13 protein-coding genes and 1 pseudogene are annotated in these 16,017 nt (G+C 60.9%); 11 read left to right on the forward strand and 3 right to left on the reverse strand.

Annotation, left to right across the window (positions count from 1 at the left end; all coding sequences use genetic code 11):
* Nucleotides 1-156: 156 nt before the first annotated feature.
* Nucleotides 157-546, forward strand: a pseudogene (locus HMPREF2678_RS10655) (peptide chain release factor I).
* A 3-nt stretch (nt 547-549) separates the two neighbouring features.
* Here HMPREF2678_RS10655 and ychF read toward each other — a convergent pair.
* Nucleotides 550-1,635 (reverse strand): redox-regulated ATPase YchF, encoded by a 1,086-nt coding sequence (gene ychF / locus HMPREF2678_RS08355; protein ID WP_035009760.1) that lies wholly within the window; start codon nt 1,633-1,635, stop codon nt 550-552.
* Between the two features lie 336 nt (nt 1,636-1,971).
* Between ychF and HMPREF2678_RS08360 the strand changes: the two genes are divergently transcribed.
* The 4 genes from HMPREF2678_RS08360 to HMPREF2678_RS08375 all read left to right on the forward strand — a co-directional run bounded on the left by HMPREF2678_RS08360 (nt 1,972) and on the right by HMPREF2678_RS08375 (nt 6,597).
* A complete protein-coding gene (locus tag HMPREF2678_RS08360; RefSeq protein WP_070551964.1) occupies nt 1,972-3,597 on the forward strand; it encodes a sodium-dependent transporter in 1,626 nt (541 codons plus the stop codon).
* Nucleotides 3,594-3,773, forward strand: coding sequence for a methionine/alanine import NSS transporter subunit MetS (gene metS / locus HMPREF2678_RS08365; protein WP_034970938.1), 180 nt, complete (start codon nt 3,594-3,596; stop codon nt 3,771-3,773). The genes HMPREF2678_RS08360 and metS overlap by 4 nt, the downstream gene beginning before the upstream one ends.
* Before the next feature lie 61 nt (nt 3,774-3,834).
* Nucleotides 3,835-5,655 (forward strand): AI-2E family transporter, encoded by a 1,821-nt coding sequence (locus HMPREF2678_RS08370; RefSeq protein ID WP_246817923.1) that lies wholly within the window; start codon nt 3,835-3,837, stop codon nt 5,653-5,655.
* A gap of 27 nt (nt 5,656-5,682) precedes the next feature.
* Entirely contained in the window at nt 5,683-6,597 is a 915-nt protein-coding gene (locus HMPREF2678_RS08375; RefSeq protein ID WP_083303450.1) for a DUF6542 domain-containing protein, read from the forward strand.
* An 80-nt stretch (nt 6,598-6,677) separates the two neighbouring features.
* Here HMPREF2678_RS08375 and HMPREF2678_RS08380 read toward each other — a convergent pair whose 3' ends face one another.
* On the reverse strand, nt 6,678-7,715 hold the full coding sequence (locus tag HMPREF2678_RS08380) for a 4-hydroxy-3-methylbut-2-enyl diphosphate reductase (RefSeq protein WP_080716128.1): 1,038 nt from the start codon (nt 7,713-7,715) through the stop codon (nt 6,678-6,680).
* 64 nt (nt 7,716-7,779) lie between these two features.
* Between HMPREF2678_RS08380 and xseA the strand changes: the two genes are divergently transcribed.
* A complete protein-coding gene (xseA, locus tag HMPREF2678_RS08385; RefSeq protein WP_034994215.1) occupies nt 7,780-9,087 on the forward strand; it encodes an exodeoxyribonuclease VII large subunit in 1,308 nt (435 codons plus the stop codon).
* Nucleotides 9,088-9,091: 4 nt separating this feature from the next.
* Nucleotides 9,092-9,367, forward strand: coding sequence for an exodeoxyribonuclease VII small subunit (locus HMPREF2678_RS08390; protein WP_034970942.1), 276 nt, complete (start codon nt 9,092-9,094; stop codon nt 9,365-9,367).
* A gap of 24 nt (nt 9,368-9,391) precedes the next feature.
* Here HMPREF2678_RS08390 and HMPREF2678_RS08395 read toward each other — a convergent pair whose 3' ends face one another.
* Complete coding sequence (locus tag HMPREF2678_RS08395) at nt 9,392-10,003, reverse strand: DUF4245 domain-containing protein (RefSeq protein ID WP_034970943.1); 612 nt, start codon at nt 10,001-10,003, stop codon at nt 9,392-9,394.
* 158 nt (nt 10,004-10,161) lie between these two features.
* Between HMPREF2678_RS08395 and glpX the strand changes: the two genes are divergently transcribed.
* From glpX to HMPREF2678_RS08415, 4 genes are all read left to right on the forward strand, one after another.
* A complete protein-coding gene (glpX, locus tag HMPREF2678_RS08400) occupies nt 10,162-11,196 on the forward strand; it encodes a class II fructose-bisphosphatase (RefSeq protein ID WP_034970944.1) in 1,035 nt (344 codons plus the stop codon).
* 173 nt (nt 11,197-11,369) lie between these two features.
* Nucleotides 11,370-12,773 (forward strand): class II fumarate hydratase, encoded by a 1,404-nt coding sequence (locus HMPREF2678_RS08405; RefSeq protein WP_034994218.1) that lies wholly within the window; start codon nt 11,370-11,372, stop codon nt 12,771-12,773.
* A gap of 813 nt (nt 12,774-13,586) precedes the next feature.
* Nucleotides 13,587-14,399, forward strand: coding sequence for a TetR/AcrR family transcriptional regulator (locus tag HMPREF2678_RS08410; protein WP_246817939.1), 813 nt, complete (start codon nt 13,587-13,589; stop codon nt 14,397-14,399).
* A complete protein-coding gene (locus HMPREF2678_RS08415; protein ID WP_034994219.1) occupies nt 14,396-15,985 on the forward strand; it encodes an MDR family MFS transporter in 1,590 nt (529 codons plus the stop codon). Before HMPREF2678_RS08410 ends, HMPREF2678_RS08415 begins: the two co-directional genes overlap by 4 nt.
* The last annotated feature ends 32 nt before the right edge of the window (nt 15,986-16,017 follow it).

The raw sequence follows: 16,017 nt of genomic DNA on the forward strand, positions 1-16,017 counted from the left end.
GCCGCTGAAATCGAAGCCCGACGGGAGAAGGAGGAGCAAAAAGCGTTCGAATCAACCGGTGACGAGGATAATACTGAGGCTGGATCCCGGCCGTCGCGACGCGGTCTCCGCTTCCGCCGAGACGAGAAAGGGGTGTGGGCACCTAGGCTGGGCGGCATGAACGACATGACCATAGCGCCCGGCCCGGGGATCCCCGACGGTGCGGTCATCGCCGCCGATCTCGCGGAGCGTTTCGCGAGATCGTCGACTCCGGGCGGCCAGGGCGTCAACACGACGGACGGCAAAGTCCAGCTTTCCATCGATGTCGCCGAATGCGCATCGCTTACCGACGCCCAGCGTCACCGTATCTCGCGCAACCTCGAGCACCGCCTAGACGGCTCCGTCTTTACCGTGACTGCGTCGACTCAGCGGTCTGTGTTTCGCTAGTGGTCCTCTCGCTTGCACCTGCGACACAGCCTCGTGCCCCCGGGCCGTAGCGTTCGGGGGAGCACAATAGCCCCAGTCCTCATCACGTCCCGGGATCAAAGAGTTCATCGCAGAGGTTAAGCACTACACGTTGAACTTGAATTCCACCACGTCGCCGTCGACCATCACATAGTCTTTGCCTTCCTGGCGCACCTTGCCGTGGGCGCGAGCCTCCGCCATGGAACCGAGCTCGTCCAGGTCCTCAAAGGCCACGATCTCGGCCTTAATGAAGCCCTTCTCGAAGTCCGTGTGGATCACGCCGGCCGCCTGCGGGGCGGTATCACCCTGGTGAATCGTCCATGCGCGGGCTTCCTTCGGCCCAGCAGTCAGATAGGTCTGCAGGCCCAGCGTTGCGAAACCAGCCTTAGCCAGCGTCTGCAGCCCCGGCTCGGTCTGACCAACGGATTCCAGCAGCTCAGCCGCCTCCTCGTCGTCCAGCTCCAGCAGATCCGCCTCCGTCGCGGCGTCCAGGAACACACAATCTGCCGGGGCTACCAGCTCGCGCAGCTCCGCCTTCTTATCCTCGTCGGTCAGCACAGACTCGTCGGAGTTAAACACGTACAGGAACGGCTTGGCCGTCAGGAAGTGCAGATCGCGCACCGTAGCCAGGTCGATCTCCCCCTGCGCTGCGGCGCTCGACAGAGTGCGGCTATCCTCCAGAATTTCCTGCGCCTTCTTCGCCCCCTCGACCTGCTCGGCTAGATCCTTGTTCTTGCGCGCTTCCTTTTCCAGGCGCGGCAGGGCCTTCTCCACCGTCTGCAGGTCGGCCAGGATCAGCTCCGTCTCAATGACGGAAATGTCGCTGGCGGGGTCCACTCGACCGTCAACGTGGATCACATTGTCGTCGGAGAACGCACGCACCACCTGGCAGATCGCGTCCGCCTCACGGATGTTCGCCAGGAAGGCATTACCCATGCCCTCACCGTCGGAAGCACCCTTCACGATGCCGGCGATGTCTACGAAGGAGACAGTCGCAGGCAGGATGCGCTCGGATTCAAAGATCTCGGCCAGGCGCGTCAGGCGTGGGTCCGGCAGCTCCACCAGCCCCACGTTGGGCTCGATGGTCGCGAACGGGTAGTTCGCAGCCAGAACATCGTTGCGGGTCAGGGCGTTAAACAGCGTGGACTTGCCCACGTTGGGCAGGCCGACGATTCCAAGAGTAAGAGTCACGTGCCCCATCCTATCGCCCGGCCGTCTCGCCCTCCAACGCGCCCTTATCGTTGTTGCTCTATTTATGCCTTTTTATTGATCTTTTTATGGACGCCCACCGCTGCCCACCGCCGCCCATTCCAGCACTCCCGCCTAGTCCCCTACCCATTTCCCTCACTCCGGGTAGTAAATCTGAACGAAAAATTGTGAAAACCCACTATTAGCACCCCCGCTGAGTCGTATAGTAATTGCACCTTAGAAAACCTTGAGGTTTCACCACCCCCGAAGCCTTGAAACCCCATCCTCTTCGCCCTCTTGAGCTGCCCGCGGGTTGCCTGCGAGAAAGATGCACCTCTTATGACTACCTCCGAAGCTAATCCCCGTCAGAGACGGGAAACTTTCAATACCCGCCTTGTATTCCTGATGGCCGCGATTGGTTCTGCGGTCGGCTTGGGCAATATCTGGCGTTTCCCCTATGCCGCATACGATAACGGTGGCGGCGCCTTCCTGATTCCCTACATGGTCGCTCTTCTCAGCGCGGGTATTCCGCTGCTCTGGTTCGACCTAGCTATGGGGCACCGCTTCCGTGGCTCCACTCCCCTAACCTTCCGCCGCACTGGCAAGTTTGCTGAGTCTATCGGCTGGCTCAAGGGTGGCGTCAACTTCTTCATCGCGGGGTATTACGCCGCCATCATCGCCTGGGCCGGCATCTACACCTGGAACTCCATCCCCAAGACCTGGGGCGACAACGCGGAAACATATTTCCTGGAGGAGTTCCTCAAGGTTGATTCCTCCTCCGCCTGGACCGGCGACGTCGTCCTCCCGATTCTACTGGTCATGATCGCCGTGTGGGTGGCATGCATCTTCATCCTCGCCCGCGGCATTAACGAAGGCATCGGGCGAATCACGATGTTCTTCGTCCCTGTACTCATCGTGTTGTTCCTAGTGATGGTAGTGCGCGCACTGTTCCTCGAAGGCTCCGCGGATGGTCTCAACGCGTTCTTCACTCCGGACTGGAGCGTTTTGACCGATACCTCGGTGTGGATCGCCGCTTATGGCCAGATCTTCTTCTCCCTGTCCATCGGCTTCGGCATCATGATCACCTACGCCTCCTACCTGAAGCCACGCACCAACCTGACCGGCACCGGTATGGTTACTGCCTTCGCTAACTCTTCTTTCGAGGTGCTGGCCGGCATCGGCGTGTTCGCCACCCTGGGATTCATGGCTGCCCAGTCCGGCACCTCCGTCGAAGAATCGGTCTCCGGCGGCATTGGCTTGGCGTTCATCGCTTTCCCGACCATCATCAACGAAATGCCGATGGGGTCCCTGTTCGGTGTGCTCTTCTTCGGCTCCTTGTTCCTGGCAGGTATCACCTCTCTGATCTCCATCATGGAGGTTGTGATCTCTGCGGTACGCGATAAGTTGAACCTTTCTCGCGAGGTTGCCTCCATCAGCGTCGGCGGCCTCATGGCTGTCGTGTCCTGCCTGCTCTTTTCCACCACGTCCGGAATGATCACCCTGGACATCATGGATAAGTTCACCAACAACCTGGGCATCGTTATCTGTGCGATCGCCGCGGTGCTGACCATTGGCTGGATCCAGGGGCGCCGCAACGAGATCGCGCAGCACATCAACGCCGTATCGGAGCTGCGTCTGGGTATCGTCTGGCAGGCTTGCGTGTTCGCAATCACCCCTGCGGTGCTGCTCTACTTCCTGGTCGAGGAGGTCCGCACCCTCATCAGCGAAGGCTACGAGGGCTATGAATCAGGAACGATCTTCGCCTTCGGCTGGTTGGTGCTGATCATCATCGGTGTCGGCGCAGTTCTGTGGAGCCTCCTGCCCTTCCGCGGTAACCAGATCCTCGATGGTCTGCCGAGCTCGGACTACGGCGTACCTCCGAAGGGCCGCCCGAGTGGTGTGCCAAACCCTTTATCGACGCCCACCTCAGCCCCCACCGCTGACGAAGGAAAGGAACTGTCATGACCGGCCCCGCTATCCTCCTGATGGCTTTGTTCATTCTTGTGATCTGGGGCGGGCTTGTAGCCGCGGTCCTCATGCTCGCTAAAACTGATGACAACACCACTGGCGAGTTGGGTTCTGCACCCGGCACGGACAACGAATCGCTATTGGCGGAAAGCGCGTCCACCATCGCCCGATAACATGCCCCGGGAGGGCATAATTAACTCCCGTTTTGGACCTGCGTGAGGCAGAATGGGGAGAATGAACTCCCAGAACCCCCACGACAGGTCCTTTCCTGACAAGGATGGCCGTGATTTCGCAGACTTTATCGCGGGTTCCCACCGTATGGATACCGAAAACATCCCTATCCCGGGTGACGATAAAGATGAAGAGCGACTAGGTCATGGCCAGTTCGCCAACGAGCCCGAAGCTGCCAGGCATCCGACGGTCAGCCCCGATTCTCCCGAAGCCAAGCTGGTCGAAGCCAAGCGGGCAGAGACCGCACCTACTGTGGAGGAAAAGGGCGATTCCTTCGTCCAGGATCGCAACAGCGCCCGCGCGACGACCGGCATGGAAAAGCCCCTCGCAAAGGATCACGAACCGGACGGCGAGACTGAAACCGACGATTACCCGGGTCTGAGCTCTCGCGCGGCGAAGGCCAAGAAGAAGGCCAATAAATCCTCCAAAAAGTCGGCCATCGACGAGGAACTGAACCCCGAGTTGCGTGACCGCGCCGAGGTTATTGGCACCACAGGTCGCTGGCTTGCGGGCTGGTGCCTGCGCTTCATCATCATTGCCGCCGCGCTCTACCTGGGATTCCAGGTGTTCGGCAAGCTGTGGGCGGGCATCCTGCCGGTCTGCCTGTCGGTGATTGTGTGTACCGTTCTGTGGCCGGTCGTTCGCCTGCTCCGCAAGGCAAAGGTTCCCAACAGCCTGGCAGTGCTCATCACAATTTTGGGCTTCTTCGCCCTCATCATCGGCACCTTTGCCGCTATCGCGCCGAGCGCCGTGGATCAGGGCAAGACGATCGTCAACCAGGCCAGCGACGGTATCGGCCGTATCCAGGACTGGCTGCAGGGCCCACCTGTGAACTTGCAGGAAAGCCAGTTCAACGACGGAGTTCAGCAGATCACCGATTGGCTGCAGAATAAGTCCGGCGATATTGCGACAAGCATCGCTGCCTTCGGTACAGAGACCGCTTCCCTGCTGGTCACCATGTTCGTCATGTTGGTGCTGACCTTCTTCTTCCTGAAGGACGGCGAGAACTTCCTGCCGATGCTGCGCCGCGTCACCGGTCGCCGTGTCGGCTGGCACCTCACTGAGGTTCTGACCCGCTGCTGGAACACCCTGGGCGGCTTCATCCGCACCCAGGCCATCGTCTCCGCCATCGATGCCGTCTTCATCGGCCTTGGCCTGGTACTGCTAAACGTGCCCCTGGCCGGCCCTCTGGCCATCCTGACCTTCTTCGGCGGATTCATCCCCATGGTCGGCGCGTTCGTCGCGGGCGCCCTGTCCGTCTTGATCGCACTGGTGGCAGTGGACTTCAACACCGCCGTCATGGCGCTGCTGCTGGTCATCGCTGTCCAGCAGTTGGAAGGCAATATTCTGCAGCCGGTGCTGCAGTCCCGCGCCATGAACGTCCACCCGGTCATCATCCTGCTATCCGTCACCCTGGGTTCCACCCTGTTCGGCATCATCGGCGCCTTCCTTGCTGTGCCTTGCGCAGCGATGATCGCAGTTATCCTGCGCTACATGGGCGATCTGACGGATCTGGCCACTGGCGAAAAGACGTCGCGAGATATCGAATTCGCCACCACAGCCGGTTCCCTAACCGGCGAGCAGTCGGAACGTGCAGCTCAGCGTTGGCAGGAACTGCGCAAGGCCATGATGCTAAACAACTCCCAGTCGGAAAGCCATACCGCCGAGGGAGCGAAAGAAAACACCACCAAGGCCACGTCCAGCGCCCCCGCTGAAGAGGTTGCCGACGGGGACGAAGGGGCGTCATTCCCCCGCGAAGCGGCGACGAACATCCGCGGTAAGATGCAGTCGATCCTCAAGTCCTTCCGTGGCAATAACGAGTAACTCACAGCAACGAAGTAGCATTACCCCGTGACCGAAAGCAGTCGAACGAGAAGCAGTAGCCGCACCAGAGCCTCGCTGCGGGGCGATAGTCGCTCCGCGCGACGTGTCGGCGGGAGCCGTGGGGGCGCCGATCTGATCTCCGGCGAAACTCCATCCCATTGGTTCCCCGTCTGGGCGCCCGTGCTTGTCATGCTCGCGGTGATTTTCACCGGCCTGGTTTTGGCGAAGGGCGATACGACTATCCCCACCAGTTTCTTTGCGCTGTTCGCGGTGGCGATGATTGTCTCGACGATCTTCGTGGAGCCGCGCGGATTGTTCCTTTCGGTAGCTTCTTACCCGCTGTACTTCCTGTTTGGATCGCTGCTCATTGGCTGGTTCAGCTCCGGTGCTGCAACAATAGCGAGCCGGAAAACGAAGGTCATTACCTCGATCTACCCCGCCATCGAACACTTTTTGTGGCTGCTGTTCCCCTTCCTCATTGCGGTGATCATTGCTGTGTTCCGCTGGTGGAATTACCGCGAATCCCTCACGCGCCAGGCCGTGCGACTGGAGATGCAGCGCCGCCGCCGTAGCGAATCCGACCGCAGCAACGTGGAGGCTTATGGTCGTGCGAAGCAGCGTTCGCAGGCGCGCAGCCAGGTGTACAGGGATTCTCGCGATGATACTGACGCCTACCGCGGTGAACCGTCCCGCGGTTCAACAAGCCGTGCTTCTGAGTCCCGTGGCGATACGGCGCGCCATAGTGAAAGCCGTGGCGCTGAAACTCGCCGCACTGACACTCGCCGCACTGAGCCTCGGAGCACTGAGCCTCGGAGCACTGAATCTCGGAGCCCCGTGACGCGAAGCTCCGAGCAGCTTCGCAACAGTGCGCAGCGGCGCCGCGTGCCTTTCCCTGAGCGTCGGGTATCCCCCAGGCACTTCCTCGACGACGAGCGGGACTAGCGAAACATCCCTCCACGCTGCTTACTACAAATTAAATGCAGCTTTTTGGGATGTATTTTCTGCGTTATTTCTGCGTGCGGTTATTTCTGCGTGCGCGCCGGGCGCAGCTCACGCGGCAGGGAGAAGATCAGGTCTTCCGTCGCCGTGGTGACTTCCTCGACCTCGCCGAATCCCTTTTCCGCCAGTAGCTCCAGAACACCGCGGACGAGGATCTCCGGCACAGAAGCGCCCGAGGTCACACCGACGCTGTTCACGCCCTCGAGCCAGGCAGGGTCGACCTGCTCGGCATAATCAACCAGGTGAGCATCCTGCGCGCCGTGCTGCAAAGCAACCTCGACCAACCGCTTGGAGTTAGAGGAGTTCTGGGAACCCACCACGATCATCTGCTCCACCTTCGGCGCAATCGCCTTCACCGCTACCTGGCGATTCTGGGTGGCGTAGCAAATATCGTCAGACGGCGGATCCTGGATGTGGGGGAACTTCTCGCGCAGCAGCTTGACGGTCGACATCGTCTCATCAACGCTCAGCGTGGTCTGGGATAGCCAGACAAGCTTCGTGTCCTCTGGGAACTCCAGCGCGTTTACATCTGCCTCGCCATCGACCAGGTGGACAATATCCGGAGCTTCGCCGGCGGTGCCTTCGACCTCTTCGTGGCCGTGGTGGCCGATCAAAACGATCTGGTACCCCTGCTTGGCGAAACGCTTCACCTCGTGGTGAACCTTGGTGACCAGCGGACACGTGGCGTCGAAAGTCTTCAGCTCCAGTTGGCGAGCTTCCTCGTGCACAGCGGGCGATACACCGTGAGCAGAGAACACAACGTTGGAACCGTGAGGGATCTCCGTGGTCTCGTCGACGAAGATCACACCGCGATCCTCGAAAGTCTTCACCACGTGCTTGTTGTGCACGATCTCCTTGCGCACGTACAGCGGCGCACCGTGCTTCTCTAGAGCCTTCTCGACCGTTTCGACGGCGCGGTCGACACCCGCGCAATAACCACGCGGAGCAGCAAGGTAGACCTTTTTTGCTGCGCTGGCGATTGCGGTGGCATCAGCACCGGAATGTGCGTCGGTGGCTGGCTGAACGGTTGTCTCAGTAGTAGAGGCAGTCATGTGCCCCATCGTAATGGAAGTACCTTGCACTTCCCATCCCCGGTGTCCGAGCCGTCTTTTAGAATGCAGAACTATGAGCGTTGCTAATTCTGCAGAGGCCCCTTGGGCGGTCGGGCAGCTGAACGACCAGGTTAAAAACTGGATCCAGAAACTGGGGTTCATTTGGGTCGAAGGTCAGGTCACCCAGGTCAATATGAAAAGTTCCTGGCGGTTTTCCTACATCACGCTGCGGGATGTGAACATTGAGGCGTCGGTCTCCCTGACAGTGGAAACCAGTGCGCTCACGAACCTGCCCTCCCCGGTCAAGGACGGCGATCGGATCGTTGTCCACGGCAAGCCGTCGTTCTATTCCAAGCGGGGCAGCTTTTCCCTGTGGGTCACCGAGATTCGCCAGGTGGGCATCGGGCAGTTGCTGGCCCAGATTGAGCAGCTGAAAAAGGCAATGTTCGCCGAGGGCATCTTCGATCCACGGCTGAAAACCCCGCTGCCGTTCCTTCCGACTACCGTCGGGCTGATTACGGGGCGCGCGTCGGCAGCTGAGCGCGACGTCATGGAGGTTGCCAAGCGGCGCTGGCCCGCGGTGCGCTTCCGCACCATCAACACGGCAGTGCAGGGGCCGAAAACCGTGCCACAAGTGGTTGCCGCGTTGCAGGAGTTGGAGAATGACCCCACGGTGGACGTCATCATCGTTGCCCGTGGTGGCGGTTCGGTGGAGGACCTACTGCCGTTCTCCGAGGAATCTCTGGTGCGCGAGGTCTCCCGCATGCGCACACCTGTGGTCTCCGCTATCGGCCACGAGCCGGACAATCCGCTGCTGGATTACGTGGCCGATGTGCGCGCAGCCACCCCCACCGACGCGGCGAAGACGGTGGTGCCGGATGTCGTGCAAGAGCTGCGGATAGTCAGCGAGGCTCGCCAGCGAAGTGCCGGCGCGCTGCGCAACTGGGTGGCTCACGAGCGCAAAGGGCTCGCTCAGCTCCGCACCCGCCCCGTCATGGCTGATCCGAGTCTGCCGGTCACGCACCAGAAAGACATCATTGCGGAGGCATTGCAGCGCAAGGATCGTGCACTAGGGGTTCACGTGCGCTCGCTGCGCTCCTCCATTGAATCCCTGAAAGCTCAGGTCAACGCCCTGGGGCCTTCGCAGACGCTTGCCCGCGGATACTCTATCGTGCAGGTAATTCCGCGGGATAAGTCCGGGGCGCAGGTGGTGACAACCGTGGATCAAGTCAATCCCGGTTCGCAGCTGCGGATCCGTGTCCCCGACGGGTCCATCACGGCCGCGGCGATGGGTGTGCAGGCTGCGCCTGGGGGCGTCATGAATAAAAACGGCACAGACAACAACACAAACAACAGCAATACAGATACAGAAAAGGCATAGAACAATGGCACAGAACGGCACCGCAGCAAACGGCACAGAACAGCAGAAGTTCCGCCCGCTAGAGCAGCTCAGCTACGAGCAGGCACGGGACGAGCTCATCGAAGTGGTGAAGATCCTCGAGCTCGGTCAGATGAGCCTCGACGAGTCGCTGAACTACTGGGAACGCGGTGAGGAACTGGCCGCGTACTGCGAGGACTATCTCAACGGCGCATCCAAGCGCATCGAGCAGGCGCTACAGCAGCGCGAGGCGCGTAACGCTGAAACCGACGGCGAGGGCTAGTTCACCGTCGAGCCAGTTGTTCGCCTATTTCTTGACGCCACCGTCTGCGGCCTGGCTAGCCGTCGCGCCAACATCGATCGGGTCGGTCTGGGCGACCCTCTCCGCAGCCGTGCGAGTCTGCTCAGGCGTGGCCATCGCCTCGAGGATCAGGCGCACGTCACCCAGATCGGCCACCCACAGAGGGCGGGCATCGTCGCCGGTGAAGACGTGCCACTCGACGTCCCCGGTGGTTTCGGTTCCCGTTTCCTCTCGCACCTCATCATCGGGCTGGGTCGCGGCCTTGTAGTCCGCGCCCGTCTGAGTTAGGGAAATGTAGTTCTCCCCGTCGATCACCCAGCCGACCAGGCTCGACGGCTCCTTGCCGACCGACACACGACGGACGGAGTTCGCTACCCAGTTATCCGGCATGTCTGGGTTGCGGATGGGGAAGCTGAGGCTGCGGGCGTCCATCTGCAGCACCGAGTCCGCATCGACCTCCTGCACCGGGCCGGAGCGATCCGCCTCACCCGGTTTAAAAGAGCACAGTCCCGTGAACCCAACCGTCAGGAACGTAGCAAACAACAACACCACCAAGGACAACACGATGTCCTTGGTGGATTGAAACGCGCGGGGCTTTTGAATCTGCACGCCCGCCATTATCGCATTGCCCCCGCTTACACGGCCAAATTAACCCTGGGTAGGGCTAGCCAACACCACACAAAGCGCAGGCTAAAGCAACGCTCGGAGGAAATAGGGCACAATAGAAGAGGAATAGAAACGATTACCTATCAGCAATAGAAAAGAGCTGGAAGATCATGTCGACTGAAGCGCACACCCCTGCTGTTTCCCCCAATCCGGATGCCCCAGACCGCAACCTGGCCATGGAACTGGTTCGCGTGACCGAAGCCGCCGCACTGGCCTCCGGAAAGTGGGTCGGACGTGGCCAGAAGGAGTCCGGCGACGGCGCCGCTGTGGATGCAATGCGCCAGATGATCAACTCCGTGGAGATGGACGGCGTTGTTGTGATCGGCGAGGGCGAAAAGGACGAAGCCCCCATGCTGTTCAACGGTGAGCACGTCGGCACGGGCAACGGCCCGGCTGTGGACATCGCCGTCGACCCGGTGGACGGCACCACCCTGATGGCAGAGGGTCGTCCGAACGCGATCTCCGTCATCGCCGCGGCCGAGCGCGGATCCATGTACGATCCGTCCGCCGTGTTCTACATGAAGAAGATCGCAGTTGGCCCGGAGGCCGTGGGCAAGGTCGATATCGACGCTCCTGTCGCCGACAACATCAAGGCCGTAGCCAAGGCCAAGGGCACCGTGCCGGGCGACATCACCGTAGTCGTGCTGGACCGTCCGCGCCACGAAGACCTGATCCGCGAGATCCGCGAGGCCGGCGCGAAGGTCCGCCTGATCGGCGACGGCGACGTGGCCGGCGCAGTGGCCACCGCGCAGGATAACGCCACCAACTCCGTGGACATCATGATGGGCATCGGTGGCACTCCGGAGGGCGTTATCGCCGCCGCCGCCATGAAGTGCATGGGCGGCGAAATCCAGGGCAAGCTGTGGCCGAAGGACGAGGCCGAGCGCCAGAAAGCTCTGGACGCTGGCCACGACCTGGACCGTGTGCTGACCACCAACGATCTGGTGAACTCCGAGCACTGCTACTTCGTCGCCACCGGCGTGACCAACGGCGACATGGTGCGTGGTGTGTCCTACCACCAGAACTCCGCTACCACCCGCTCCCTGGTCATGCGCTCTCGCTCCGGCACGATCCGCTTCATCGAGTCGCAGCACCAGCTGGCGAAGCTGCAGTCCTACTCCGTGCTGGATTACACCCGTAACTAGCTCTTTTATGGACGCCCCCACGCCCCCACCGCGCAGCAGGCCTTTTAGGTAGATTGGGCGGTGTCCGTGCGGGGCACGAAGACCAATCCGCTTCTGTGCGTTTCCGCTGTTGAGCCTGGACGGGTTCGATGCGGGAGGCGTCAAAAAGCAATCAAGATAAAGGTGATGAAAGAATGACCGAGCAAGAATTCCGCATTGAACACGACACGATGGGCGAGGTTAAGGTTCCCGCCAAGGCTCTGTGGCGTGCACAGACGCAGCGTGCCGTGGAGAACTTCCCGATCTCCGACCGTCCGCTGGAGTCCGCACAGATCCGCGCGATGGGCCTGCTGAAGGCGGCCTGCGCGCAGGTGAACAAGGACCGTGGCCTGCTGACCGACGAGCAGGCGGACGCGATCATCGCCGCTGCAAAGGAGATCGGTGAGGGCAAGCACGACGCTGAGTTCCCGATCGACGTCTTCCAGACCGGCTCTGGTACTTCCTCCAACATGAACACCAACGAGGTCATCGCCTCCATCGCCAAGCAGAACGGCGTGGAGATCCACCCGAACGACCACGTGAACATGGGCCAGTCCTCCAACGACACCTTCCCGACCGCAACCCATGTGGCCGCTACCGAGGCTGCTGTGAACGACCTGATCCCGGGTCTGAAGGTGCTGCACGACTCCCTGGCTAAGAAGGCCAAGGAGTGGGAGACCGTTGTGAAGTCCGGCCGCACCCACCTGATGGATGCCGTTCCGGTGACCCTGGGCCAGGAGTTCTCCGGCTACACCCGCCAGATCGCCGCAGGCATCGAGCGCGTTGAGGCCACCCTGCCCCGCCTGGGCGAGCTGCCGATCGGTGGCACTGCAGTCGGCACCGGCCTGAACACCCCGGCTGACTTCGGCGCAAACGTTACCGCCGAGCTGGTGAAGCTGACCGGCGTGGAGCAGCTGCGCGAGGCCGAGAACCACTTCGAGGCACAGGCTAACCGCGATGGCCTGGTGGAGTTCTCCGGCGCTATGCGCACCATCGCGATCTCCCTGAACAAGATCGCCAACGATATCCGCTGGATGGGCTCCGGCCCGCTGACTGGTCTGGGCGAGATCCACCTGCCGGACCTGCAGCCGGGCTCCTCCATCATGCCGGGCAAGGTCAACCCGGTTCTGTGTGAGACCGCAACCCAGGTTGCTGCGCAGGTCATCGGTAACGACGCTGCCGTTGCCTTCGGCGGTTCCCAGGGCGCGTTCGAGCTGAACGTGTTCATCCCGATGATGGCCCGCAACGTACTGGAGTCTGCGAAGCTGCTGGCCAACACCGCCCGCGTGTTCGCAGAGAAGCTGGTCGACGGCATCGAGCCGAACGAGGAGCGCATGCGCACTCTGGCTGAGTCCTCCCCGTCCATCGTGACCCCGCTGAACTCTGCCATTGGCTACGAGAATGCGGCTAAGGTTGCTAAGACTGCGCTGAAGGAAGGCAAGACCATCCGCCAGACGGTCATTGACCTGGGCTTTGTCGACGGCGAGAAGCTGACGGAAGAGGAGCTGGACAAGCGCCTCGACGTCCTGGCTATGGCCAACACCGACCGCGACAAGTAGGCGCTGGCACGGCTGGCGGCTGGCGGCTGGCGCCCATCACCGTGGTCCAGCTGGCGCTGCTGGCGGCTGGCGCAACTGACGCCCATCACCGTGGTCCAGCAGCCCCGCTTGCTAACTTCACCGTTGATGTTTTCCTGTTGAGACTGGCTTCCCGCTAGATCGGGCTTCTGTCTCCCTGGGAACACCAGCGGTTTTTCTATGCCCAGATCGAGGATTTCACACCCTCCCCGCCTTGACCTTGCCTTCTGCAGCCTTCCGCCACCCTCGCTAGCCTGCCGCACCCCTCGCTAGCCCTCCGCACCCCTCGCTAACCTTCCGCGACACCGAAATGTCGCTAGAACGGGAATATGGAAACGCGTGCGCCTGGAACCGAAGAATCAAAACGCTCTGACCTGGCATTTTACATTAATAGCATTCGCTTCCATTAACCCATTCTCGTTCTAACGACATTCAGTCCCTCTGCACCCAAATCGCGGGCCGCTGCCAACCACATCAGCACCACACATTTCATAAATGTCGGAAAAGTTGCAAAACTCCCCCTCACCTAATTCGACACCTTTGGTAGAAACCCTGTGACCTGCGCTTTTACATTATTGGAAACGTGCCCCAACAAGACTTTGCAGCATTTCCGACATTTGGCCTGCCGGAGTGCCATTTTCCGGCGTCTCGCCGCCACGCGAGTCTTAGCACACTCGCAACAACGCCCCCGCCGGCCCAATAGTTAGCCACAACACACCCAGAAATCCTGTATGAAAAACTACACAAACATTGCACTGGTTAAAACTTTGCACTGAGTGTAAGTTTGACCAAGTGATGCAATCAATCTGTTCTGATCCCACGGAGCCCTCGGTTTCCACGGAACCCACGGAACCCACGAATCCCACGGAGCCCACGGAGCCCACGGAGCCCGCAACCATGGGGCTGCGCGAGCGCAAACGCCTGGAAACCAGGCTGCGAATCGAGGACGAGGCCACCCGCCTCTTCCTCGATCGTTCCTTTGATGGAGTCACACTGGAGGAAATCTGCGAATCAGCCGACATCAGCCGTCGCACCTTCTTCAACTACTTCTCCTCGAAGGAACACGTTGCGGTCGGTAAGCAACCTCCCCTGCTCACCGAGGACGACTTCGACAAGCTCGAGAACTTCTCCCCCACCCAAGGCAGCCTGCCGCAGTACCTCTACGACATGTTGACCAAGAAGCGTCTCGAGGAAGCTCGGAAGTCGGACAATGCCAACCTTGATCCGGAATTGGCGGAGTCGATACGGTGGCGTCGATCCCAAATAATAAAGCGATTCCCCAGCCTGGCACTGGCGAAGCTCGCTAGCTACGAAAAGCTGCGCAGCGACCTCGCCGAAGCAGTGTGCCGGAACCTAGAAAACCACCCCGGCAACCGCTGCACCCAGCTCGAAGTGATGGAGGAAGCACACCTCATTGTCACCGCGGCAACGACGGTGCAGTGGGCCGCGGCAACATCGGCAACACGCAGCGGCAGAATCCTGACCAGCACAAAGGACTTCGACATTGCTCTTGCAGGACTGCAGCAGATCTTCACGGCCATAGAGCCAACCAACGAACACATCGCAGATATAACATCGCAGAATCAGAACCAGGAGGACCGTCAGTGAGCGACACTCGCACCCAAGCCGCAGCGGCCAAGGCACGTCTTGAAGCGGCGGAAAAGCAACGCCAGGAAAACCACAACAACGTCCCACTAGTCTTCGGCTGCCTAATGCTCGGCATGCTGATGTCTTCGCTGGGGCAGATGATTTTCTCCACCGCCCTGCCTACCCTCGTCGGTGAACTCGGCGGCGCGAACAAGATGAGCTGGGTCATCACCAGCTTCCTGTTGACTATGACTATCGCCATGCCTGTGTACGGCAAGCTGGGCGACCAGATGGGTCGCAAGCCTCTGTACCTGGTCGCGGTCACTCTGTTCCTTGCGGGTTCGGTGATCGGTGCCCTCGCCCAGAGCATGAACATGATGATCGTCGCCCGTGGCGTGCAGGGCTTCGGCGCCGGTGGCCTAATGATCGGCGCGCAGGCCATCATCGCCGACGTCGTCCCCGCCCGCGACCGCGGACGCTACATGGGCATCATGGGCGGCGTGTTCGGCTTAAGTTCCGTGCTAGGTCCGCTGCTGGGTGGCTTCTTCACCGACGGCCCGGGTTGGCGTTGGGCCTTGTGGTTCAATGTGCCGCTGGCTGTCATTACGCTGCTGATGGTCGGCTTCAACCTCCAACTGCCGAAGCGCGGGAAGGGCGCGAACCTGGATGTTCCCGGCACCGTGTTGATGGCCGGCGCTACGAGCTCACTGATCCTACTACTTACATGGGGCGGCCGCGATTACGCCTGGTCCAGCCCTGTCATCATCGGCCTGGGCATCGCCGCTGTCACGCTGGCCACCCTGTTTGTTCTGGTCGAGCGCAAGGCCAAGGAACCGCTGATCCCGATGCAGCTGTTCACCGTCCGCAACTTCGTGGTCACGACGGTAGCGGGCACGATCACGGGTGTGGTGATGTTCGGCGTACTGGCGTATATGCCAACGTACATCCAGATGGTTCACGGCATGACCCCCACCAAGGCTGGTCTGATGATGATCCCGATGATGGCGGGCATGATCGTCACGGCCACCGCGTCTGGCCAGTACGTCTCCCGCACCGGCCGTTACAAGTGGTTCCCCGTCGCGGGTCTGCTCGTCGCCGCCGCTGCGGTTGCTCTAATGGGGCTTTTTGACGCCCACGATTCCCTACTGCACCTCGGCCTCGTCTTGGCTCTTATGGGTGTTGGCCTGGGGCTTTCGATGCAGATCCTGGTGCTTATTGTGCAGAACTCTTTCCCGATTTCGATGGTGGGAACTGCGACGGCTTCGAATAACTTCTTCCGCCAGATTGGTGGCACGGCGGGCTCTGCGATTATCGGTTCGCTGTTCACCCACCGCGTGGCGGATCTCATGGGCCAGCGAGTGCCCGGCGCGTTGCAGGAATTGGGTCCACAGGGGGCGCCGCTTGCGGAGAAGCTCCAGGGTGGAGGCAGCGCCCGCCTGACCCCGGAGATCGTAGACACGCTTCCTGTCCCGCTGCACGAGGCCATTACGACCTCGTACAACGATGCATTGGTTCCGGTGCTTGGCGCGATGGCGCCGGTGGCTGTGTTGGCCGCGCTGATCCTGACCTTGGTCCGCCAGGACAACCTTAAGGAGACCGTCGAGTAGCCCCGAGCTACCTATTCGGTGGCTACTTATCC

The sequence above is a fragment of the Corynebacterium sp. HMSC058E07 genome, from assembly GCF_001809885.1.
GTDB classification, from domain to species: Bacteria; Actinomycetota; Actinomycetes; order Mycobacteriales; family Mycobacteriaceae; genus Corynebacterium; species Corynebacterium macclintockiae.

Coding starts and splice junctions, on each gene's coding strand:
- HMPREF2678_RS08370 (WP_246817923.1), top strand. CDS start 3,835: ATGAACTCCCAGAACCCCCACGACAGGTCCTTTCCTGACAAGGATGGC.
- HMPREF2678_RS08360 (WP_070551964.1), top strand. CDS start 1,972: ATGACTACCTCCGAAGCTAATCCCCGTCAGAGACGGGAAACTTTCAAT.
- HMPREF2678_RS08380 (WP_080716128.1), bottom strand. CDS start 7,715: ATGGGGCACATGACTGCCTCTACTACTGAGACAACCGTTCAGCCAGCC.
- HMPREF2678_RS08390 (WP_034970942.1), top strand. CDS start 9,092: ATGGCACAGAACGGCACCGCAGCAAACGGCACAGAACAGCAGAAGTTC.
- HMPREF2678_RS08395 (WP_034970943.1), bottom strand. CDS start 10,003: ATGGCGGGCGTGCAGATTCAAAAGCCCCGCGCGTTTCAATCCACCAAG.
- HMPREF2678_RS08410 (WP_246817939.1), top strand. CDS start 13,587: ATGCAATCAATCTGTTCTGATCCCACGGAGCCCTCGGTTTCCACGGAA.
- glpX (WP_034970944.1), top strand. CDS start 10,162: ATGTCGACTGAAGCGCACACCCCTGCTGTTTCCCCCAATCCGGATGCC.
- HMPREF2678_RS08405 (WP_034994218.1), top strand. CDS start 11,370: ATGACCGAGCAAGAATTCCGCATTGAACACGACACGATGGGCGAGGTT.
- xseA (WP_034994215.1), top strand. CDS start 7,780: ATGAGCGTTGCTAATTCTGCAGAGGCCCCTTGGGCGGTCGGGCAGCTG.
- metS (WP_034970938.1), top strand. CDS start 3,594: ATGACCGGCCCCGCTATCCTCCTGATGGCTTTGTTCATTCTTGTGATC.